The 21,570-nt window shown below is 47.4% G+C and carries 17 protein-coding genes and 1 pseudogene; 12 read left to right on the plus strand and 6 right to left on the minus strand.

The features are described 5' to 3' along the window. Positions 1 to 55 precede the first annotated feature (55 nt). The 7 genes and pseudogenes from AC1TPC_RS17290 (at position 56) to AC1TPC_RS17320 (ending at position 9,755) form a co-directional block, all read left to right on the plus strand. Positions 56 to 1,027, plus strand: a pseudogene (locus AC1TPC_RS17290) (FecCD family ABC transporter permease). A gap of 162 nt (positions 1,028 to 1,189) precedes the next feature. Beyond that, the gene (locus AC1TPC_RS17295; protein WP_482068058.1) at positions 1,190 to 6,898 is read left to right on the plus strand and encodes a WIAG-tail domain; all 5,709 of its coding nucleotides are present in this window, start codon (positions 1,190 to 1,192) and stop codon (positions 6,896 to 6,898) included. Positions 6,899 to 7,090: 192 nt separating this feature from the next. Continuing rightward, on the plus strand, positions 7,091 to 8,479 hold the full coding sequence (locus AC1TPC_RS17300; protein ID WP_482068059.1) for a glycosyltransferase family 2 protein: 1,389 nt from the start codon (positions 7,091 to 7,093) through the stop codon (positions 8,477 to 8,479). Positions 8,480 to 8,543: 64 nt separating this feature from the next. Then, on the plus strand, positions 8,544 to 8,831 hold the full coding sequence (locus AC1TPC_RS17305; protein WP_482068060.1) for a nucleoside-diphosphate sugar epimerase: 288 nt from the start codon (positions 8,544 to 8,546) through the stop codon (positions 8,829 to 8,831). Positions 8,832 to 8,858: 27 nt separating this feature from the next. Continuing rightward, positions 8,859 to 9,203 (plus strand): alpha-helical endospore appendage domain-containing protein, encoded by a 345-nt coding sequence (locus tag AC1TPC_RS17310; protein WP_482068061.1) that lies wholly within the window; start codon positions 8,859 to 8,861, stop codon positions 9,201 to 9,203. After that, on the plus strand, positions 9,203 to 9,535 hold the full coding sequence (locus tag AC1TPC_RS17315) for a hypothetical protein (RefSeq protein WP_482068062.1): 333 nt from the start codon (positions 9,203 to 9,205) through the stop codon (positions 9,533 to 9,535). Before AC1TPC_RS17310 ends, AC1TPC_RS17315 begins: the two co-directional genes overlap by 1 nt. Beyond that, positions 9,504 to 9,755: a hypothetical protein gene (locus AC1TPC_RS17320; protein WP_482068063.1), complete on the plus strand. Its 252-nt coding sequence runs from the start codon at positions 9,504 to 9,506 to the stop codon at positions 9,753 to 9,755. Before AC1TPC_RS17315 ends, AC1TPC_RS17320 begins: the two co-directional genes overlap by 32 nt. A 71-nt stretch (positions 9,756 to 9,826) precedes the next feature. On the opposite strand, the gene AC1TPC_RS17325 is transcribed toward AC1TPC_RS17320, so the two are convergent. After that, positions 9,827 to 10,834, minus strand: a complete 1,008-nt coding sequence (locus AC1TPC_RS17325) for a beta-ketoacyl-ACP synthase 3 (RefSeq protein WP_482068064.1) — start codon at positions 10,832 to 10,834, stop codon at positions 9,827 to 9,829. Between the two features lie 158 nt (positions 10,835 to 10,992). Between AC1TPC_RS17325 and AC1TPC_RS17330 the strand changes: the two genes are divergently transcribed. Both AC1TPC_RS17330 and AC1TPC_RS17335 read left to right on the plus strand, forming a co-directional pair. Further along, positions 10,993 to 11,718 carry a YhcN/YlaJ family sporulation lipoprotein gene (locus tag AC1TPC_RS17330; RefSeq protein ID WP_482068065.1) on the plus strand — a complete coding sequence of 242 codons (726 nt, stop codon included), beginning with the start codon at positions 10,993 to 10,995 and terminating at the stop codon, positions 11,716 to 11,718. 215 nt (positions 11,719 to 11,933) lie between these two features. Further along, a complete protein-coding gene (locus tag AC1TPC_RS17335) occupies positions 11,934 to 13,055 on the plus strand; it encodes a hypothetical protein (protein ID WP_482068066.1) in 1,122 nt (373 codons plus the stop codon). A 93-nt stretch (positions 13,056 to 13,148) separates the two neighbouring features. Here the strand turns inward: AC1TPC_RS17335 and AC1TPC_RS17340 are convergent, their stop codons facing one another. From AC1TPC_RS17340 to AC1TPC_RS17360, 5 genes are all read right to left on the minus strand, one after another. Further along, positions 13,149 to 13,937, minus strand: coding sequence for a glycosyltransferase family 2 protein (locus AC1TPC_RS17340; protein ID WP_482068067.1), 789 nt, complete (start codon positions 13,935 to 13,937; stop codon positions 13,149 to 13,151). A 66-nt stretch (positions 13,938 to 14,003) separates the two neighbouring features. Then, the gene (locus AC1TPC_RS17345) at positions 14,004 to 14,693 is read right to left on the minus strand and encodes a glycosyltransferase family 2 protein (protein WP_482068068.1); all 690 of its coding nucleotides are present in this window, start codon (positions 14,691 to 14,693) and stop codon (positions 14,004 to 14,006) included. Further along, positions 14,694 to 15,710 carry a glycosyltransferase family 4 protein gene (locus tag AC1TPC_RS17350; RefSeq protein WP_482068069.1) on the minus strand — a complete coding sequence of 339 codons (1,017 nt, stop codon included), beginning with the start codon at positions 15,708 to 15,710 and terminating at the stop codon, positions 14,694 to 14,696. Positions 15,711 to 15,810: 100 nt separating this feature from the next. Continuing rightward, entirely contained in the window at positions 15,811 to 16,500 is a 690-nt protein-coding gene (locus AC1TPC_RS17355) for a glycosyltransferase family 2 protein (RefSeq protein WP_482068070.1), read from the minus strand. Then, positions 16,501 to 17,520 (minus strand): glycosyltransferase, encoded by a 1,020-nt coding sequence (locus AC1TPC_RS17360; protein WP_482068071.1) that lies wholly within the window; start codon positions 17,518 to 17,520, stop codon positions 16,501 to 16,503. It abuts the gene before it with no gap. 207 nt (positions 17,521 to 17,727) lie between these two features. Between AC1TPC_RS17360 and AC1TPC_RS17365 the strand changes: the two genes are divergently transcribed. The 3 genes from AC1TPC_RS17365 to AC1TPC_RS17375 all read left to right on the plus strand — a co-directional run bounded on the left by AC1TPC_RS17365 (position 17,728) and on the right by AC1TPC_RS17375 (position 21,476). Beyond that, positions 17,728 to 18,705 (plus strand): sugar phosphate nucleotidyltransferase, encoded by a 978-nt coding sequence (locus AC1TPC_RS17365; RefSeq protein ID WP_482068072.1) that lies wholly within the window; start codon positions 17,728 to 17,730, stop codon positions 18,703 to 18,705. 10 nt (positions 18,706 to 18,715) lie between these two features. Further along, positions 18,716 to 20,005, plus strand: coding sequence for a UDP-glucose dehydrogenase family protein (locus tag AC1TPC_RS17370; protein ID WP_482068073.1), 1,290 nt, complete (start codon positions 18,716 to 18,718; stop codon positions 20,003 to 20,005). Positions 20,006 to 20,162: 157 nt separating this feature from the next. Further along, positions 20,163 to 21,476: a nucleotide sugar dehydrogenase gene (locus AC1TPC_RS17375; RefSeq protein WP_482068074.1), complete on the plus strand. Its 1,314-nt coding sequence runs from the start codon at positions 20,163 to 20,165 to the stop codon at positions 21,474 to 21,476. Positions 21,477 to 21,570 lie beyond the last annotated feature (94 nt).

Genomic DNA, 21,570 nt, shown 5'->3' on the forward strand with positions numbered 1-21,570 from the left:
TACATTATTTATTACTGCAACGGAGCAGCGCAGAAGAAAACGCGCCATTCTCGCCATGTCGGTGCTTGGCGCGCTTATCATCCTATCCTTTATTATCAGCATGAATACGGGCTACATCCGGCTTGCGCCGCTCGATGTATTCAAAACGTTATTTGGGGCGGGCACAGACAAGCAGGAGCTCATTTTATTTGATTTCCGATTGCCGCGAATTGTTATTTCCATCCTGATCGGAGCGGGATTCGCCGTATCGGGCTGTATTATCCAAGGCATATCGCGTAATCCGCTTGCTGATCCAGGACTTCTCGGGATTAACGCGGGTGCTGGGCTTGCCGTTATTTTGTTCATCTCCCTCTATCCGACAACGGAGAAGGGGTCCATCTTTTTGATGCCCTTTCTGGCGTTGATAGGCGCTTCGCTCACGGCATTGATTATTTTCATGCTATCGTATAAGCGGCATCGCGGATTGCTGCCAACCCGGATGATTCTCGTCGGAATCGCCGTAGCGGCGGGCATTGGCGCAGCGATGCAAATTTTGATTTTGCGTCTTACGCCGGAGAAATACCAGTTTTTTGCCGTTTAGATGGCGGGAAGCATTTGGGGCACGAACTGGAAATATGTATTGGCGCTTCTGCCATGGCTGATTATTATTTTGCCGTTCGTGCAATATAAAGCGAGAGCGTTAAATGCTTTAAACCTTGGCGATCAATTGGCGGCAGGTCTCGGCGCGCAGGTGAATAAGGAGAGAGCTTGGCTGCTTGCGGCAGCCGTAGGACTTGCAGGTTCTTGCGTTGCCGTCGGCGGCGGCATTGGCTTCGTGGGGCTTATTGCTCCACACTTGGCAAGAAGGCTCGTTGGACCGCAGCATCAGGTGTTAATTCCAACCTCTGCATTTGTTGGGGCATTGCTCGTAATCGTAGCGGATACGCTGGCTAGATGGGCATTCCAGCCCAATGAAATTCCGACAGGAATTGTTGTTGCCGTTATCGGAGCACCATATTTCCTTTATTTACTGTCAAAATCTAAATAATGGGATATTAACATGTGAAAACCGCGGAGAGCATCATGACTCCTCGGTTTTTTTTGCATGCGACTTAGCCAGTCATACATATTTGTCTTCGCTCCTAGTAGCCAGCCTATGGGTATGTGCATATATTACCTATGACATTTCTGGTGGAAGAAGGAGAGGACTATGACAAAAAGCAATAAAGGGAAAAGCCCGAAGGGGCGAAAGCCGCTTTTTTATGTTGATAATCCGCATACTTCCGAGTTAAAGTGGCTGGACGAATTGAATAAAAAGAAAGCCGCTGCGTTAGAAGCAGCCAAGTTATCCTTAAAGGCTGCAGAGGAGAAGGTACACAAAGCTGCGGATGAAAATGAACTAAAAGCCACGGTTAATGCCGTTGCTCCAGTCCTTGATCAAGTTGATGTTGTTGATGTGGATGCTGTAGTTGTTGTTAATGATGTTGATGATGTTGATGCTGAACTCGCATCGATCGAGCAAGCAGAGCAGGAGGCAACCGAGGAGCTTGTCGAGCAGATTCAAGAGATCACATGGGAAGAGAAGCAGGATAGGATTGAGGAGAAAAAGGAGCCAGAGGGTCCACCCGCTTTTATTTATACAGATGACTTGGTCGATCTAGCCGTTACGGCTGAGAAAATCGCACCTGGGGCGATTGACAGCAGCAAGCTGTCGACTGGAAGCGTGCAAGCAAGCTCGCTAGCTGATTATGCCGTTCAGACCATTCATCTGGAGGATGGAGCAGTTAACTCGTCCAAAATCGCTAGCGAATCGATTACAGGCGAGCATCTGGCGAACCATTCGATATCCGGTGACAAAATAGTGGATTATTCCATTTCCGGCAGCAAGATTCAAAGCGGCAGCATCACGTCGGAGAAGCTGGCAGACCGCATAATCAGCCCGGATAAAATTGCCGAAGGCTCGATTGATTCCAAGCACTTGAAGCCGTTTCTCATTACATCAGAGCTGCTGGCGGAGCAGTCGGTTACAGCCGAAAAAATTAAAAGCGGAGCGATCCGGCCGGAAAATTTGGCAAATGAAAGTATTCATAATTCGAAGCTCGCCGAAGGAGCGGTAACGCACTCCAAGCTGCGTGACGGAGCTGTTACGAGCGAGAAAATTGCGGCTGAATCCATTGATTCCGAGCATGTTAAGTCTGGCGTACTCCTATCAGAGCATCTTGCAGCTGGTATCATTCAGGGAAAGCATTTGGCCTCGGGCGAAATCATGTCAGACCATCTGGCAGAAAACGCAGTCGGAACAAGGGAGCTGCAGGCAAAGGCAGTCGAAGCCGAACAATTGGCGGACGAATCCGTGTCTTCATCCCACCTGCAAGCAGCATCTATTCTGAGCATACACGTCGGAAGCGGTCAAATAACAAATGAGCATCTCGCCGATCTGTCAGTCAACACGACGAAGCTGGCGGATCAAACGGTGTCTTCATCTCACCTGCAAGCAGCGTCTATTCTGAGCACACACGTCGGAAACGGACAAATTACAAGCGAGCATCTCGCCGATCAGTCTATCAACACGACGAAGCTGGCGGATCAATCGGTCTCCACGATTAAGATCGTCGATCATTCGATTACGCAATCGAAACTTTCGGATCAAAGCGTGAACGGTCAGAAGCTGGCTAATGATTCGGTGCAAAGCCGCCATTTGGGAAATGGAAGCATTATCTCTGACAAAATAGCCGAAAATCAAATTTTGCAATCCCATCTATCGGCAAAGTCGATCAAAACGAAGCATATCACTCCAAACGCCGTCTTAAGAGAACATTTGCAAAACGGCATCATCAACGAGGATAAGCTCGCATCTCAAGCGGTTAGAGAAGAGCATATCGGCTTTGAGGCTGTTGGAATGTCACAGCTAGCCAGCGAATCGGTTTCTCGGAGCAAGCTGACGGCAGATGCCGTCGACGGTTCCGTTCTCGCGAATGGCTCGGTTGAATCGCGGCATTTGCAGGATGAGATAGTTACCTTCCAGAAGCTCTCGCCGGAAGCGCTGAGATCTTACCATTTTTCGGCGGGCTCCGTAATGGGCGAAGCGATTAGCAAGAATGCTGTCGACGGCGAGCATCTAAAGCCGGCAATTATTGAAGGACGCCACCTCGCGGTAGATTCCGTCGATAATGAGAAGCTGCAGGACGGCTCGGTAACTAGCAGCAAGCTGGCGCTAGGTGCCGTAACGGAGCGTTATATTGCGGCAGGTAGCGTATTCTCTCATCATTTAGCCGATCATGTCGTGAACTCGCTCAAGCTTTCGCCGGAGTCGGTCACGACCGATAAGCTGACGGACTTAAGCGTCTCCTCTGAGAAGCTTGCCGACGGCAGCGTAACGAGCGCCAAGCTTGTGCCGCATGCCGTATTGTCCAGCCATCTTGCGATTAAATCGGTGTCATCGCAGCATATCCAACCCGACTCGATTCGCTCGACCCATATTGAAGCCAAGTCAATTGGAGCCAACCATCTTGCCGATCAATCCTTTGGAACTGATACACTGCAGGATGGCGCCGTTACAGCTGCTAAGCTTGCTTTCGGCGCAGTGCAGTCGAAGCAGATCGCCGACGAAGCCGTGCTTAGCCGTCATTTGGGGGGCGCATCCGTGCTCGGCATTCACCTTGGGGAAGGCAGCGTGCATGGCGCTCATTTGGCTGATGATTCCATTACGTCCGATAAGCTTACTGAGGGAAGTGTAGGTTCAGTACATCTCCAAAAAGGCTCCGTTGGCGCAGAAGCGCTCAGCAGCGAAGCTGTCGGGACGGATCATATCGCGGAGGGTGCGGTCACATCTGGCAAAATAGCCCCGCTATCGATAGGCGACAAGCAGCTTCAACCGGACTCGGTATATGCCGTTCATTTGACCAAAGCCAGCATTGGGGAGCAGGCGCTTCAGGATGAATCGGTAACTAGAGCAAAGATCGCGCAGGATTCGGTATCAAGCGAGCATGTTCAGCTGGAGTCGCTGGCAGGCAAACATTTGAAGTCGGATACGATTCAAGGCTATCACATTCGCAAAGGCACGATTACGCTAGCCCATTTGGCCAGCGATGTGCTGGCTTTCGATAAAATAGCTGACGAAACGATATCGGGAAGCAAGCTTAAGCAAGGGACGGTCGGCAGCAAGCAATTATCAATTAATAGCGTAAGAACAGAGCAGTTGAATGACGGTGCCGTAACGCGTGAGAAGCTTGCGGCTGATGTAATCGGCACGAAGCAGATCGAACCAGGCGCGGTTGGGGAAGAGCAGCTTGCCGAGGGCAGTGTTACATCGTCGAAGCTGGCATTTGGCAGCGTAGGAGCGGATCAGCTGTCAGCAGGCAGCGTAACGACATCGAGGCTTGCTGAAGGCAGCGTAGGAGCGAATCAGCTGTCAGAGGGCGGCGTTACGGCATCCAAGCTGGCACCGGGCAGTGTAGAAGAGGGACATTTGGCAGCAGGCAGCGTAACGATCTCTAAGCTGGCGGAAGCAAGCGTGGGAACGTCGCAATTAACGGATGACAGCGTAACATCTTCAAAGCTAGCGCCGGGCAGTGTAGAAGGCGAGCATTTGGCAGCAGGCAGCGTAACGATCTCCAAGCTGGCGGAAGCAAGCGTGGGAACGGAGCAATTAGCGGATGACAGCGTAACATCCTCTAAGCTAGTGCCGGGCAGTGTGGAAGAGGAGCATTTGGCAGCAGGCAGCGTAACGATCTCCAAGCTGGCGGAAGCAAGCGTGGGAACGGAGCAATTAGCTGAAACCAGCGTAACGTCATCCAAGCTAGCGCAAAGCAGTGTGGAAGAGGGGCATTTGGCTGCAAGCAGCGTAACGATCTCAAAGCTGGCGCATGCAAGCGTTGGAACGAAGCAATTAAAGGATGACAGCGTAACAGCCGAGAAGCTGGTGCTGGGCAGTGTGGAAGAGAAGCATTTGGCAGCAGGCAGCGTAACGATCTCCAAGCTGGCGAAATCAAGCGTAGGATCGAAACAATTAACAGATGACAGCGTAACGTCATCGAAGCTAGCGCCGGGCAGTGTGGAAAACGAGCATTTGGCAGCAGGCAGCATAACGAGTCAGAAGCTGGCGGAAGCAAGTATAGGAACGGAGCAATTAACGAATGACAGCGTAACGTCAGCAAAGCTGGCGCCGGGCAGTGTGGAAGAGGGGCATTTGGCAGCAGGCAGCGTAACGAGCTCAAAGCTGGCGGAAGCAAGCGTAGGGACGGAGCAATTAAAGGATGACAGCGTAACATCATCCAAGCTGGCGCTGGGCAGTGTAGAAGAGTGGCATTTGGCAGCCGGCAGCGTAACGAGCTCAAAGCTGGCGGAAGCAAGCGTAGGGACGGAGCAATTAACGGATGACAGCGTAACATCATCCAAGCTGGCGCTGGGAAGTGTAGAAGAGTGGCATTTGGCAGCCGGCAGCGTAACGAGCTCAAAGCTGGCACAGGCCAGCGTAGGAACGGAGCAATTAACGGATGACAGCGTAACGTCATCCAAGCTAGCGCCGGGCAGTGTGGAAGCGGAGCATTTGGCAGCTGGCAGCGTAACGATCTCGAAGCTGGCGCAAGCAAGTGTGGGTACAGAGCAATTAGCTGATGCTAGCGTAGCAGCAGAGAAGCTTGCCTTCGAGAGCGTAGGTACAGAACAGCTGGCGCCAAGCAGCGTGACATCGTCGAGACTTGCACCTGGAAGCGTGACGACGTCGAGGCTTGCGCCAGGCAGCGTGGGAACGGAGCAGCTGTCGATTGGCAGCGTAACGACGTCGAAGCTGGCGTTAGGCAGCGTAGGGACAGAGCAGCTATTTACAGGGAGCGTAACCTCGTCGAAGCTGGCGCTTGGCAGTGTAGGAACGGAACAGCTCGGTGAGGGAAGCATAACGGCGTCGAAGCTGGCATTCGGAGTCGTAGGGACGGAGCAGCTGTCTGCGGGCAGCGTAACGACGACGAAGCTAGCGCTAGGCAGCGTAGGAACGGAGCAGCTGTCAGTAGGCAGCGTAACAACGTCGAAGATTGCGCTGTGCAGCGTAGGAACAGAGCAGCTGTCGACCGGAAGCGTAACGTCATCGAAGCTAGCGCAGGGAAGCGTAGGAACGGAGCATCTGTCAGCCGAAAGCGTTACTTCATTGCATCTTGCTCTGGGCAGCGTAGAAACGGAGCATTTATCAGCCGAAAGCGTCTCATCATCGAAGATAGCACCTGCCAGCATAGGTCCGGAGCATCTAGCAGCTGAAAGTGTGACTGCTGAGAAGCTGGCCTTCGGCAGTGTAGGAGAGGAGCAGCTGTCGAGTGGAAGTGTGACAGCGTCGAAGCTGGCCTTTGGCAGTGTAGGTACGGAGCAGCTGTCTGCGGGAAGCGTAACAGCGTCGAAGCTGGCCCCTGGCAGTATAGGTACAGAGCAGCTGTCAGCAGGCGGCGTAACATCATCGAAGCTGGCAATAGGAAGCGTAGGAACGGAGCAGATCGCACCGGGGAGCATTACGGCGGATAAGCTTGCAGTCGGGCTATTGCCGGAATATTCGCTGGGCTTGGCTACGAAACAATCGGAGCGTATTGCTGATGGCTCCATAGCTGGAAGGCATATACAAGAGCAATCAATTGAACTCTCAGCCTTACGGTTTACGCCTGTTATTACGACATCAGGCAGCGGTGCCATCAAGCAGCAATTCGGGCTGTCACCCTATAGCTTTGAAGTTCAAGCGGAGCAAGTCGAGCTTATTATTCCATTCGATGAGCCTTTCGCAGACAATCGTTACGTCATAACGGTGACGACTGACAATCCGGCTTGCTATGCCGTTGTTCATTCAAAAGCGATCGATAAAGCAGCTATCATCATTATCCGTACACGTATCAGTCACGAGCCTAGAGGCAGTATCAACTGGATTGCGATTGGCAAAGCATAATAGAAGCAAGAAGCATGCTGTCCCGCGAGGTCTGTAAAGACCTGAGGGGCAGCTGTTTTTATTTTACAGTAAATGGAATCTAATAGATTTCATTTCTGCATAAGTTGTACGCTTGCCGTTGCAGATAAAGCTTCTCCACATACAATATGATGTTGAACTGAACGATCAAATGATGGAATGGAGAGATTAGCGATGAGACGCAAAAAAAGGCCGATTCGACGTCTCAACAGCAATGCTGCCTCGCGCAATAACGCGGAAAAACGGTTGGAGAGGTATAAGCTTGGCCTGAGTCAAGGTTATCAGCAAGGACTGCAGGCTGGTAGAGAAAGCTATGAGACCTATTTCGAAGGCACTAGCATTATCATTCCGAGTGAAAACGAGGTTGAATCGGTAAAAGCATGTATCGAAGGCATAATGGATCATACCGACCTTCCTTATGAAATCATCGTTATTGATAATAGCTCTACGGATGGCATCGAGCGATATTTAAGTCAATTGGATGGTCAAGTGAGATATCGGGTTCTATCAGAATCAATCGGCTTTACAGGCGCAGCGAACATAGGCTATATGATGGCCAAGGGTACGACAATTTTGCTGCTGAACAATCATATTCTGCCTACCGAAAACTGGCTTGAAAATTTACTTCTATGCTTGAACAGCGATGCAAGCATAGGGATAGTAGGACCGGTATCAAATGGACTGAGCGGAAAGCAGCATATGGTGCTGCCATTCGAAGATTTGGAAGATAAGTATGAATGTACAAGAGTCAACAATAAAAGCAATTCGTCCAGATGGCATCAAGCCGAGCGACTTTCGGGCAGCTGCTTGTTGTTTCGGCGCGAGCTGTTGGAGAGGGTTGGCTATTTGGATGAGGGCTGTCAAGTAACGCCTTTTTATGCGGATGATTATGGCTTGCGAGTGAGATTGCAGGGCTATTCGCTCGTTTATGCGAAAGATGCCTATGTTCATCTTGCGGAGCAGGAGGAAGAGAGTGCAGCTCGTCGTTCGACTGAAAAAGCGCATCAGGATTCGAGTCTCTATTTTGCAAATAAGTGGAGCGGGATAGATCATTTCATATTTGACATGGAAGCGTCTGCATATAAGCAAGGAAAATGGCTTCAGGAGCTGGAAAAGGCAAGCGGGAAGCAGCTTGGCGAGGCCGCCTTTTACCCGCAGCAATTGGCGGTGAAGGGACTTGGCGATACGATCTATTGGATTGAGAATAGCGTAAGAAGACCGATCGATGGGATTTGGGAGGAGACAGCTATTCGGCTGTCACAGCTCGACATATGGCGCTGGGCAATGGGCGAGCCCATTCATGCAGAAACATTGACTGCTTTGAAAAGCGCAATCCTTGCAGAAGTGCATGAGGGGCTGCGAGATGGCATGTTATGTGAGGGAATGAACGGATGCAGCTATTACCTTGAAGACGGCAAAAAACGCGCGATTATAAGCAGGCTTGCCGCCGAAGGCTGGGGCCTCGATGCCCATCAGCAAACGAAGCTGTCTGAAGAAGAGCTAAGTGCCATCCCGGATGGTCTGCCAATAATCGCACCTATAAAGCTGCTTCAAGCTTTGTAGCCTGCAATCGAGTACCAAGAATGCAGGGAACGCATATGTTATAGAAGCAAGGAGGGAGAGTTCCATGCACAAAAGAGTTACGGAAATCATACATCATATGGCTCATTCCAATGAAAAGCTGGCACTAATCCTCGAGTCAGAACGTCATGTGACGGTTCGGATTTCCGAAGTCGTGCAGTCGCTTCCGAACGAATATCCGAATTTCAGCGGAGTAACCGGTGTGCTGGAAAATGCGCAGGCGATGGGGCAGAATATCATCGCTTATTTAAATAGCATCGCGGATTTTGAGGAAACGATTGCTGAGCAGCTTACTTTCGTTATACGTGAGCTAAATGAAGCGGATGAAGAATGATGAGGTTATAAGGAGGCTTTGCTTGGGATGAATCGCGAACATGCGTATTTGCGAATGCTTGGCTCAACGGCTAGTATACAAAAAAATATAGCGATAATGCTGGAAGCCAAAGCGGTGGAAGCCGAAAAAATGCGATCCTGGATCTGTAACCACTTGCATAGCGATAACTTCAACTCGCAGCAAGCCCAGCTGGATCAGTCTATTCAGATGCATGATCAGGTTATTGAGGCAATCGACGGGATCGCCAAGCTGAATCATGGTATTGTATCCATAATGAAGGCCGTGCTGCAGCGGGAGGAAGAAGAATCTGAGATGGATGGGGAATCAATGGCTTCCTTTGGCAAAGGCATCTCATTCGGTGATAAAAACTAATGAGAAGCATAGGGACGGAACGTGAGGCGAGAGCGGACTTTCTAGCTTCGCTTGCAAGAAGCCAACTGGCGCTTGCCCGTATTTTGGAGTGCGTAGCCGACGTGGCAGGCAGCTCACAGGGTACAGCTAAGCTTCTTCGCGATAATGTGCGATCGCTTACCGATCTGCAGGAAACGATTGCAGAGGCGGTTACCGGACTTGCATGGCGCAGAAGGACAAAGCGGAGAGGAAAGCCGACAAAGCCGTGGATTCAGCCTAAGCTGCCCGTTTATGGCGTTCAAAGGTCAGGGGGAGAAGCCATTGCTCAAAAACAAAAGGAAAGCCGCTCCTAGCTCGAAGGACAGTCCGAAGGGATCGCGCAAACGAACGAGCCGGAGAAGTTCGATTGGCAAAAAGACGCTCCATCGCCGCAAGCCGCTGCTTAGGAAGCGGTTTTCGCAGAAGGAAAACGAGCAAGCAGAGTTTGGGCAAACCTTTAATATCGGCTATAATACCGGTTTCGCCAAAGGATTTGAAGACGGACATCAGGATGCCTACAAGAAGCGGACTTAATGGATAGAAGCCCTATATTCAATCACTGCAATGTCAAGCAGAACGATTGAATATAGGGCTTATTTGTTCGTTTACAGGGACCACCGAAGTATGACGCCGGCTTGCGTAAGGCCTCCACCGAAGCCATACAGGAGCATGAGCTGGCCTGGCTTAACAGTACCTGCTTTGACCGCTTCGTCGATCGCAAGCGGTATGGAAGCTGCAGAGGTGTTGCCGTAATGCTTGATGCTGGATAAAGTCTGGCTAAGCGTGAAGCCGGAACGCTCGCAAAGGGATTCGATGATGCGCATATTTGCGCTATGGGGAATAAACCAGTCGATATCCGCTGTGGAATGTCCGCTGCTCTCTAAAAGCTGCTGGACTCCTTCCGCTACATGGCTGACCGCCCAGCGATAGACTTCCCTGCCATTTTGCACAATAAAACCGTTCGTATGAATGTCATGCTCCCCGATTGCGGAAGCTAAGCTGCTCCGGTAAAGCAGATGGCCGCGGGTACCGTCGGTCTTATTATATACGGCTGCAATATCGCCATGCCCGTCCTCGGATGCTTCTATAAGAAATGCGCCTGCTCCGTCGCCAAACAAAATACATGTGGTGCGATCGGTGTAATCGGTAATTTTGGACAGCGTTTCTGCTCCTATGACTAAAATTTTGCGATATGCGCCAGAGAGCAGCAAGCCGTTGGCCAGCTGTATGGCAGCGGCGAAGCCTGCGCACGCAGCCTGTATGTCGGCAGCTCCAGCGCTAGCGATGCCAAAATGAGACTGTACCTGTGACGCTACGCTCGGAAATACGGCGTCCGGCGTAGAGGTAGCTATAATAATGTAATCGACATCGGCCACGCTCACGTCGTAGCGTTCAATCATGTCATGAATAGCAGCAAAGCAAAGATCGCTTGTAAATTGGTTGTCTGCGGCGATATGCCGCTCCTTGATGCCGGTTCGCTGCATGATCCATTCGTCGCTCGTCTCCACTAGCTTCTCCAAATCAGCATTTGTTAATATTCGTTCAGGAACGTACGAGCCGATAGCGGTAATGACGGCATTCGAGTGAATGGCAGCATATTGTGTTTTGTTCATACGGAGCACTTCCTCTCAAGTTTAGTACCAAGTACTAGTAGTTGATACTAATTTACTTTATCCCTGCATCTTTGTCAATGAGATGAATAGCTCATGCGGAAAAGACAAACGATAAGGAAAGGTTCGAGGCCTAATTTAAAAAGATGGAGGGTGGCTAAATGCGCAAACCATTCGCTGCTTTGACTGCAGGTTTGCTGCTAAGCACAATGCTGGCAGGCTGCATGGAAAAACAAGGAGATCTTGGGAATAAAAACATTCGCCAAAACAGCGTAAGATATGATGCAAATGGCAATTTATTAAAGGATAAACGGTTTGCCAACGATCAAATGAACGAAATGAACCGTGTGAACGGTCGAAGGCTCAACAGCAATAACGTCATTGGCTCGCATAAAAATTATCGAATGGAAATGAGCGAGGCAATTGCTAAGAAGATTATGGATATGGATGCAGTGAAATCAGCTTACGTGTTGTTGACCGATCATAATGCATATGTCGCTGTCTCATTAGATGAGGATGAGCCTAAGGTTGAATCCAAATTGATGAGCCGGACAAATAGCGGTTATATGGGCCAAGAGGGTGCAAGGGTCAGCAGACGAATGAGCAGCTTATCTACAGGACATCATATGCTTACTAATCAAATGAAGGATGATATCGCTAAAGAGGTTAGAAAATTAAAGCCTGGCGTTGAGCATGTGTATGTCTCAGCGAATCCGGATTTTGTCGGCCGAATGAATGCGTATATGAACGATGTGAAGCTTGGACATCCGATTCAAGGCTTCATTGCAGAATTTAATGCGATGGCTGAGCGGATATTTCCAGCTAGGTCAGATGACAAAAACATGGAGACCAGAAGCATCAAGGACATGCGGTTCATTTACGATTAACTGAAATATTATACAATGAGAATCAATGGCTTGAGGACAGTGTCCTTGAGCCTTTTTGTTGAAATCTACTTCTATATTCAAAGCTTTTTTATATAAATTTAGACTCGTATATGTTGCTTATGAATCTAGTCAAACATAGTATATGGCAAGAGAGGAGATGGTTGAACAACCGTGAATGACAATCGACTACAACTGTTTAAACGGGGTGGAGCAGCATGATCATTGGAACGGTTTCGAGCGCAAGCCTCCTGCCGAGCGCGATGATATTGGCTAAATCAGTCAAAAAGCAAATGCGAGATTGCAAGGTCGTAGTAGGTATAATTGAAAGTGCTATGCCGAGCGAAGCGCTCATTTGCCCTTATTTTGACGAAGTTGTACTAATAAGAGATTTGGGTGCGTACCCTGATATGCAAAAATTCTTTTTTCAATATACGGCTCAGGAAGCAGCGCGGGCTAGCAAGGCGCCATTGATGAAGTACCTGTATGACAGATATACGGAAGAGCAATTAATGGTTTATATGGATGCGGAAACGAAGGTTATATCGCCACTCGAGGAGCTTTCCGTCATTGCGTTGAATCATCCTATCATCTTAATCGGCAATGCTGTTCACCTTGAATCATTGGATCTGGATTGGTTGTCCACCACTCGCCAAAGAGGCATTTACCATCCGGGATTTTTGGCGTTAAAACGTCATCCGGCCGCCGAGCGCTTTATAGCGTGGTGGAGCAGGCTAAGCGAGAACCATTGCTATTATGACGATGGAAATAAAAGGTACGGCGACCAAGCATGGCTTGATCTTACGCATACGCTCTTCGAAGATGTGTATGCTCTGCGCCATTCGGGATATCTGGTGTCTCCCGGAAATATGATGGAAAGATGGAATGTGCACCAGGTTTCGCCTAGTGCTTATACTATCGATAATCAGCCGCTGCGGTCCCTTCTTTTATCTCATGATTTCTTGCCGGCAACCTCATGGATCGATTCAGCTAGAGGAGAGTTGTACGGAAGTCTATTCCTCGAATATAACAATGAATTAATAGGAATGAAGCAGCTAGCGATAAACAGCGCTCCATGGAGCTATAGCCTTTTCTCTAGCGGCGAATTAATTACCGATCAAACGAAAGAGATGTTCCGCCGCAATGGCTACGAAAATCCCGAAATTGAAAACCCATTCTTGCTATCGAATGCTTATTTTACAGGAGAGCAAATTAGCGAAAGCGTACCTTCCGTACCGGTTCGAACGCAAAGAAGCAAGCTGGATGCACAAGCAAGAAAAAGAAGGCTAGGACGCAAAAAACGGTATTCTCCTCGTAAAAAACGCCGATCAACCTTTTGAAAGACTTATGTATCGAATAATACAAACAGGAAACGAGCCTTTAGAATCGCTTCTAAGGCTCGATTTGTATTCCATTCATTTATTTGTCATCATTCAAGACTGCGAAGCGGACAAGCCTTTGTATTTAAAGCGAGCAGGGAGCAAGTGCTGCTTGTTCAGCTTGTTTAGCGATTTATTAATGTATGGCTTAAAGTCATTTGTATTGATAATGCTGGCGTTTTTGTCTGTCAGCAGCTGCTTGTCGGTTACTTTCCACGTATGTGAAAGGTTATTGGGCCTGCGATAGGCTGCAAAATTATAAGGACTGGTTGTGTACAGCCGATATCCGTTCTTTAAACAAGCGCGAACAAATCTTACGTCCGTGCCTTGGTACACATTTGTTGCAAATTGAACCTTCTCGAATACTCTTTTGTTGAACATAATCGTCGCACCGGCGATTTTTTTACATGGCTTGAAGGGAGGTACCGACGTTTTGCGAAGCAAGAGCTTGGATCTATGGGGAAAAAAGAAATAGCAGGAGCGCTTGCCTACGACATCCGCCTTTGAGCTCGCGAACTGATACATAGCCTCAGGGAGATAATATGGCGAGTAATAATCGTCATCGTCAAATTTGGCGATGTAATTATATTTGGCTTTGGCAACGCCGTAATTGAGACATGACCCCAAGTTTTTATGCTGATCGGCTCGATAGACGCGGACATTCGGATATTGCTGCGCCTTCTGCTTATAAGGGATCAATGAAATACTGTTTTTGTTAACGATAATGATGAGCTCTTTCTTATTCCACGTCTGGCGGGCAAAATTTTGAAAAATATGATGGATATGCTCCGGCCGAATGGTTGAGGTTATTATAGATACGCCTTCATTCGCGATGCTCATCATCTATCGAGCCCCCTCTCCCGCAACTTAATAAGCAACGAATCGGTTGCCAGTTCCTATGCAGATGGATTACGAAACGAATTTTGTAAAGTCAGTCGTATAACGGATCAGCCTGCAATAATCCATATATCTTTTTGTGCTGTTCTTTTGTGTGTGAGATTCAACATTTTTTCTTCTGACGCAAACATAATTCTTTTTGGACACAGAGTAAATTTTGTATCCTCTTTTTCTGCACCTGAAGGTCCACTCCGAATCGGTACCCACCGCTCTATTCTCAGGAAATTTCACTCTTCTCCATACCGACTTTGTAAAAAGCAGCGTACCGCCTTTAATGGACCTTTGATACGACCGCTCGCTGCCGGCACGGAACACCATTAATGCTTTTGTTTCCTCAAAATAAAGATAGGAGGTGGTTTTGCCGACAATGCTGGCTTTGCCTGCCCTGAGCGCCTGCATGGATTCTCTTAAATATTTTGGGCCGTAATAATCATCGTCATCAAACTTGGTAATCAATCCATTCTTCGCTCTGGCGATCGCAAAGTTTAAACATTTGCCCAGCATATATTTCTGCGGAAGCTTATAGACTCTAACTTCGTTATTGGGGTACTGGCTCGCTCGTTCCTTCCACAGCTTAATATCCATGTCATCCTTATTCAAAACAATAATCATTTCTTTGTCCAGCACATCCTGGCGATTATAGTTGGCGAATACATTATCTATATAAGAGGATCTCATCGTGCATGCGATAATGGTTACCACTTATTTCAGCCCCTTGCCTTTATGTTTGGCTTTGCGCTTATTCCAAACGGTATTTCTCATGATTTTATATTTTTTCTCTTTAATAATTTTTTTATATAGTTTTAAAAACTTGTCGGTCATGGAGCGGTCGGAGAAGTTTTTTTGGACATAGCTCCTGCAAGCGCGGGCTGAAGGAAACTTTGAACGCTTCTGGACTTTATCGATCATATCCTTCGTATTGCTGCAAAGCAGCTGCGGCAAACCTTTCAGCACTTCCGGTACGGCGCCGCCTTTCTTGAAGCCAAGCACAGGCGTTCCGCTGGCGAGCGCTTCAATCAGAACGAGACCGAATGGCTCATCCCAAGTGGACGTAAAGAGCACGCAGCTTGATCGAGACAGCAGATCCATCTTTTTGCTGCCGCCAACTGGCCCTATATAGCGAATGTGTTTATTCAAGTGAGGCTTAATTTTAGCGTTAAAATATTTTTTATCATTTATGGGGCCAGCCAGAATAAGGTCCTTCCCGGTTTTTTTGGCGACTTCGACGGCGTGATGAACGCCCTTCTGCTTGATGATCCGACCAAGAAATAGAAGGTATCCCTTTTTCTTTTTTCGATAGCGATAATCTTCAACCCGAATGCCGTTATGCACATAGTAGCCTTTGTTTTTACCGTATTTTCGCAAAATCGTCTTGCTCACATAAACGGGGATTTGCACGCCGGATACGCCCTTTGAATGCGAGCTTCGTATGGTGGGAATAGGAGGGTTGGATTTGGCTACGATTCCGTAATGATCATGAATGAAATCAACATCGCTGGGGAGATTTTTTTTTATAAATGCGAGCTGCTCTGTTCGGTCATTGGACGGATATTCGAAGGTTTGGGTAGAGCGGGCCGTAGAGCCTTTTTTCGCAAATAAAATGACTTTATGTCCGCGCCGAACGAGCTCTTCGGTTAGATAATGAACCTCCCGCTGCGTGCCTCCGTAATCTTTTGGTGGAACTGGTATCGTATTGGTCGAAATTTGTGCTATCTTCAAAATCGCACAGCTCCCTTAAGTTCAAAATTTACAAGCATTCCCTTTTTAGAATATGAATGCTGTTCCACTCGTGATACGGACATTTCAATTGTTGGGCATTCTAAGAAATATACTTTGCAAAGTGGCGGGTATGACGGACTAGCCTGCAATGGGACATATACCTTCTTGTGCTCTTTTTTTGCGTATGCGAGCCAATATTTTTTCGTCTTATGCAGACGTAGTGCTTTTTGGAGACAGAATAGATTTTAAATCCTCTTCTTCTGCATCTGCCAGTCCATCCAGAGTCAGTGCCGACCAGCTTGTTCTCAGGAAATTTCACTTTTCTCCATACCGACTTTTTAAAGAGAAGCGTTCCTCCCTTAATGGATCTTTGATACTTTCGCTCTCCTCCTCTACGGAAGACCATAAGCGCCTTTTTCTCTTCAAAGTAAAGATAGGAGGTATGCTTGCCGATAATGTTTGCTTTTCCTTTCTTCAGCGCCCTTACAGACTCTCGTAAATATTTTGGAGCATAATAGTCATCGTCATCAAACTTGGCGATCATGCCTTCCTTTGCCAAGGAAATGGCGTAGTTCAAGCATTTGCCCAGCTTATATTTCTGCGGCAGCTTATAGACCCTCACTTCGTTTTTAGGATACTGCTTTGCTCGCTCCCTCCAAGCTGAAAGGTCCATATTGTTTTTGTTCAAAATAATAATCATTTGTTTGTCCTTCCAGGTTTGCCGATCATAGTTGGCGAACACGTTATCCATATAAGAGTTTCTCATGGTGCATGCAATAATGGTTACCATTTAATTCAACTCCTCGATTTCGTTATTGGCCTTCGCCTTGCGCCTATTCCATAAGGAATTTTTCACAAGCTTATATTTTTTACTTTTAATAATTTTTTTGTAGAGCTTGAGAAAGTTATCGGTCATGACGCTGTCGGAGAAGTGAGTTTTGACGTACCGCCTGCATTTATAGGCCGAGGGCAGCTTTTTTAGGTTTCTGATTTTTGAGATCATCCCCTTGGTATTTCTGCAAAGCAGCTGCGGCATCCCCTTTAAAACCTCCGGTACGGCGCCTTTCTTGAAGCCAAGGACAGGCGTACCGCTTGCGAGCGCCTCGATCAGCACAAGGCCAAACGGCTCATCCCAGATGGATGTAAACAGCACGCAGCTTGCACCGGCCAGCAGTTCTTGTTTCTTGCTCCCGCCGACTGATCCTACATAGCGGATTTTATGATTTAAATGAGGCTTAATTTTAGAATTAAAATATTTTCTATCATTTAAAGGACCAGCAATGATCAATTTTTTTCCGGTTTTCTGTGCGATTTTGATCGCGAGATGGACGCCCTTTTGCTCGATTAACCGGCCCAAAAATAACAGATAGCCGTCTTTCTCCTTTTGAAAATAATAATCTTCAACCCGGATGCCGTTATGCACGTAATAGCCTTTATTTTTACCGTATTTTCTCAAAATCGTTTTACTTACATAGATCGGAATTTGCACGCCGGCGACGCCCTTTGAATGGGAGTTCCGGATCGTAGGGATTGGCGGATTGGCTTTAGCTACAATACCGTAATGATCATGAATAAAATCGACGTCGTCTGGGAGGTTTTTTATTATAAAATCGAGCTGCTTCTTGCGATCATTGGATGGATATTCAAAGGTTTGAGTAGATTTGGATGTAGAGCCTTGCTTGGCGAACAAGATGACCTCATGTCCGCGACGAACCAGTTCCTCGGTAAGATAATGTACGTCACGCTGCGTGCCGCCATAGTCTTTAGGAGGGACCGTTATTGTATTTGTAGATATTTGTGCAATTTTCAAAGTCGCACTGCTCCTTTAGGTTAGTATCTATAAGACATCACACCGTAGAATATGAATGGTCAACTGTTCCTGGCACGGCGTTTTCATTAGATGGCAGCAGTTCTTTTCCGCTCTTAATCTATTCATTTTATAAGCTCGGCCTACACCAATAGCAGCTCCATTTCATAGGATGATAGAAATTGATTTTTTTAATAGGGGAGATGCGTTTTGAAAGGACTTATTCTCTGTGCCGGCAAAGGGACTAGGCTGTATCCGTTCACCCTCAAACATCCGAAAACGCTCATACCTGTAGCTAACACTCCCATTTTGCAATCCTGTATTGAGAAGTTGACAGAGCAAGGGATTAGGGAGATCGGGGTTGTCATCCATCCGTCACAGGAATTTGATATCCGTGAACAATTTGGCTTGGGAGAAGGAATGCATGTCACGATCACTTATATTTACCAGTATGAGGCGAAGGGCATCTCGGATGCGTTGAAGCAGGCACAACCGTTTATCGGAGATGAAGCCTTTTTGTTGTTGCTCGGTGACAATTTAATTTCTGATCGTTTAACCGAATTGAAGAATGACGTGGAGGAACGGGGGAGTGAGGCGTCGCTGATGCTCGCGGAGGTTGCGAATCCGCAGGATTACGGCATTGCGGAGGTGCTGGAGGATCGTATCGTACGGCTCGAAGAGAAGCCTAGTTTGCCAAGGTCCAAGCTCGCCGTCTTAGGCGCGTATGCCTTTAAAGGTTCGATCTTCGCTGCGGTTAATGATATTAAGCCCTCAGCAAGAGGCGAATACGAAATTACGGACGCCATTCAATGGCTTATCGATCAAAACCTGACGGTTACCTATCATTTGACGGATAAGCTGAATATGGACGTTGGCACATTAAAGAGGTGGTTGGAGTCCAACCAAAAAATGCTGGATAAGATGCCAAGCAAGAAGTCGATTCATGAATCGGTCATTTTAAGCAACTGCACGATTGTTGAGCCTGTAACCATTGCTAAAGGCAGTATATTGAAGGATTGTGTCATTGGGCCGTATGTCTCGATCGGTGAAGATTCGCATATTGAGAATTGCCGAATAGAGAACAGCATTATTTTGAACGGCGTACATTTGCTGCACATCTCTACTTTATTAAAAGATACGGTCATTGGCAATCGATCCATTATGGCAGGATTGCATGTAAGGGAATAGGGGGAAACCAATGAATATATTGGTAATTGGCACGGGATATGTAGGGTCAACCACTGCTATGGTATTTGCCGAGCTAGGCTGGCAAGTGACGGGACTTGATACCGATGCACATAAAATTAAGCAGCTAGAGCAGGGCTTTCTGCATTTCTACGAACCAGGACTCGAAGCGCTGCTCAGTAAGCATATACAGTCCGGTCAAATCAAATTTACTACTAATAACGACGAGGCAATTAAAGGCAATGATATCATTTTTATTTGCGTCGGAACGCCATCTCGTCCCGACGGCAGCGCAGATATGCGCTATGTGAAGCAGGTAGCCGAGGATATCGGACAGAAGATGAATGGCTATAAGCTCGTTATAACCAAAAGCACCGTTCCAGTAGGGACGCAGGAGCAGATTACCGCTTGGATCGGCGCCGCGCAGGAACAATCGTATCCTTTCGACGTAGCATCAAACCCGGAATTTTTGCGTGAAGGAAAAGCAGTGGTTGATGCATTAAATCCTGATCGCATTATTATCGGTTCCAATAGCAAACGAGCCGCAAATCTGCTTCAATCGCTCTACCAATCCGTCAAATGCCCCGTTGTCATAACTACGCCTAGAACAGCTGAGCTCATCAAATACGCTTCAAACGCATTTTTAGCGAGCAAAATATCTTTTATAAACGAGCTTGCTAGACTTTGCGACGCCATTGACGTCAATGTGAAGGAAGTATCAAATGGAATGGGACTTGATCCCCGAATTGGCGATAGCTTTCTGCAAGCCGGGATCGGATACGGAGGTTCGTGCTTTCCGAAGGATGTCTCTGCCTTAATTCTGACGGCAAGGCAAAATCGTATCGAGCTGTCTGTTTTGGAGAAGGTCGTTCAGGTCAATCAAACGCAGCATGCTTACTTGATCGATAAAACGAGAGAGCGCTTGGGAAGCATTGCCAATAAAAAGATAGCGATACTAGGTTTGGCCTTCAAACCTGATACAGATGATATCCGGGAGGCTCCGGCACTCCGTGTAATCGAAAGCCTGCTAAGCGAACATGCTCATATTATGCTGTATGATCCAGTTGCCGTCCTGCCTGACAACACCGAATATGATGCGGTAAACGAATGCTCCCAGCTGGAGGAAGCGCTGCAAGATGCCGATGCCGTCATCATATGCACGGAGTGGCCGATTTTCAGAAAACTGGATTGGGCTCAAATGAAAGCTGTGATGAAGCAGCCGAACGTATTCGATGGACGTAATATGCTGGATGCGCAAGACATGCGAACTCTCGGATATTTTTATCAAGGGATAGGGTTATGAGGAGAAAGCTTGAGAAATCAAGCTTCTTCTTTTTTTTATTGAGGAATGCTGTACAAAAGTAAATTCAGACAGCAAACTGTCCAATCCATTTCTATTTATTGTTCATATAGTAATTAAGTTATTTAAAGCAGCTAGAGAGAGGGCGAGATCATAGAATATGAGCAAGGAACAATGTGTTAATACCAAAGAAGAGCGGCGAACGGTAGCAGTTGTTGGGATGGGCTATGTTGGCCTTCCGCTGGCGTTGCTATTTGTTCAAAAGGGGTTTCATGTGCTGGGCATTGATTTGGATCGTCAAAAAACGAAGCTGCTTAATGAAGGAATTAGCTATATAACGGATATTCAAAATGAAGTCATCCAGGAAGCCCTGTCATCAAAGCGCTTCATGCCTTCCAATCATTACAACGGCTTGCATGAGGCTGAAGCTATTATCATCTGTGTACCGACTCCGCTAACATCGCATAGAACGCCTGACTTAAGCTATTTGACTCAAGCTGCGATAGAAATAAGCTATAGATTGAACAAGGGACAGCTTGTCATATTGGAGAGCTCCACCTATCCAGGCACAACGAGTGAGGTATTGGTTCCTATTCTTAGTCAATTCGGTTTAAAGGCGGGAACGGATTTTTTTGCAGGCTATTCGCCTGAGCGGCTGGATCCCGGCAATGAAGAGTATCAGGTGCAGAACATTCCTAAAATTATCAGCGGTATAACATCCAGCTGCAAAGCTAGAGTGGAAGAGCTATACGGACAGGTATTTGACCAGATTCATCCGGTTTCTTCAACAGATGCAGCAGAAATGACAAAAATTTTGGAAAATTCGTTCCGACTGATCAACATTTCCTTTATGAATGAGATGGCGATGATATGCGATGAGCTTAAGCTGAATGTATGGGAAATTATCGATGCTGCCAGCACCAAGCCTTTTGGCTATACGCCTTTTTATCCCGGACCTGGAATCGGCGGACATTGTATTCCTGTCGATCCTTCCTATTTGGTATGGAAAATCAAACAAACCGGAATTAATTCTGATTTTATACAAATTTCAAATGCCATTAATCGTACGATGCCCAAATATATCGTTCAGCAGCTCGAAAAGCATCTTGGCCATCAAACGTTGTCGAACAGCCATTTACTCGTTTATGGCGTTGCGTATAAGCCTGATATAGCTGACTACCGGGAATCGGCATCCACTAAGCTCATCCAATTACTGCAGCAAGAGGGAGCGATCGTTTCGTATCATGACCCTTACGTCCCTACCTTGCAGCTTGAAGGGCTTAAGCTTCAGAGCACAGAGCTGACAGAAGAGTCGCTCAAGAAAGCGGATTGCGTCATTATTGCTACTAATCATTCAAGCTTGCCCTTGTCTTATTTAATAGAGCATGCCTCGTTTATATTCGATACGCGGAACGTTAGCAAAGGCATATCGGGCAAAGCGAAAATCGTGAGACTTGGAGGAGGAGATGGCTGAATTTAGACAAAATGTAGGGTTTCCTAGCGAACTAGGCAAACATAGTATAAGTCAAGAGAGGAGAAAGGCAAGTAACTGTCTATGACATTTGCCG

The sequence above is a fragment of the Paenibacillus sp. Y280 genome (assembly GCF_056786335.1).

What these genes read in the sequence shown, in the direction of transcription:
- AC1TPC_RS17325 (WP_482068064.1), bottom strand. Translation starts at nt 10,834, where the DNA reads ATGAACAAAACACAATATGCTGCCATTCACTCGAATGCCGTCATTACC.
- AC1TPC_RS17355 (WP_482068070.1), bottom strand. Translation starts at nt 16,500, where the DNA reads ATGGTAACCATTATTGCATGCACCATGAGAAACTCTTATATGGATAAC.
- AC1TPC_RS17310 (WP_482068061.1), top strand. Translation starts at nt 8,859, where the DNA reads ATGAATCGCGAACATGCGTATTTGCGAATGCTTGGCTCAACGGCTAGT.
- AC1TPC_RS17370 (WP_482068073.1), top strand. Translation starts at nt 18,716, where the DNA reads ATGAATATATTGGTAATTGGCACGGGATATGTAGGGTCAACCACTGCT.
- AC1TPC_RS17375 (WP_482068074.1), top strand. Translation starts at nt 20,163, where the DNA reads ATGAGCAAGGAACAATGTGTTAATACCAAAGAAGAGCGGCGAACGGTA.
- AC1TPC_RS17315 (WP_482068062.1), top strand. Translation starts at nt 9,203, where the DNA reads ATGAGAAGCATAGGGACGGAACGTGAGGCGAGAGCGGACTTTCTAGCT.
- AC1TPC_RS17305 (WP_482068060.1), top strand. Translation starts at nt 8,544, where the DNA reads ATGCACAAAAGAGTTACGGAAATCATACATCATATGGCTCATTCCAAT.
- AC1TPC_RS17295 (WP_482068058.1), top strand. Translation starts at nt 1,190, where the DNA reads ATGACAAAAAGCAATAAAGGGAAAAGCCCGAAGGGGCGAAAGCCGCTT.
- AC1TPC_RS17330 (WP_482068065.1), top strand. Translation starts at nt 10,993, where the DNA reads ATGCGCAAACCATTCGCTGCTTTGACTGCAGGTTTGCTGCTAAGCACA.
- AC1TPC_RS17335 (WP_482068066.1), top strand. Translation starts at nt 11,934, where the DNA reads ATGATCATTGGAACGGTTTCGAGCGCAAGCCTCCTGCCGAGCGCGATG.
- AC1TPC_RS17340 (WP_482068067.1), bottom strand. Translation starts at nt 13,937, where the DNA reads ATGATGAGCATCGCGAATGAAGGCGTATCTATAATAACCTCAACCATT.
- AC1TPC_RS17300 (WP_482068059.1), top strand. Translation starts at nt 7,091, where the DNA reads ATGAGACGCAAAAAAAGGCCGATTCGACGTCTCAACAGCAATGCTGCC.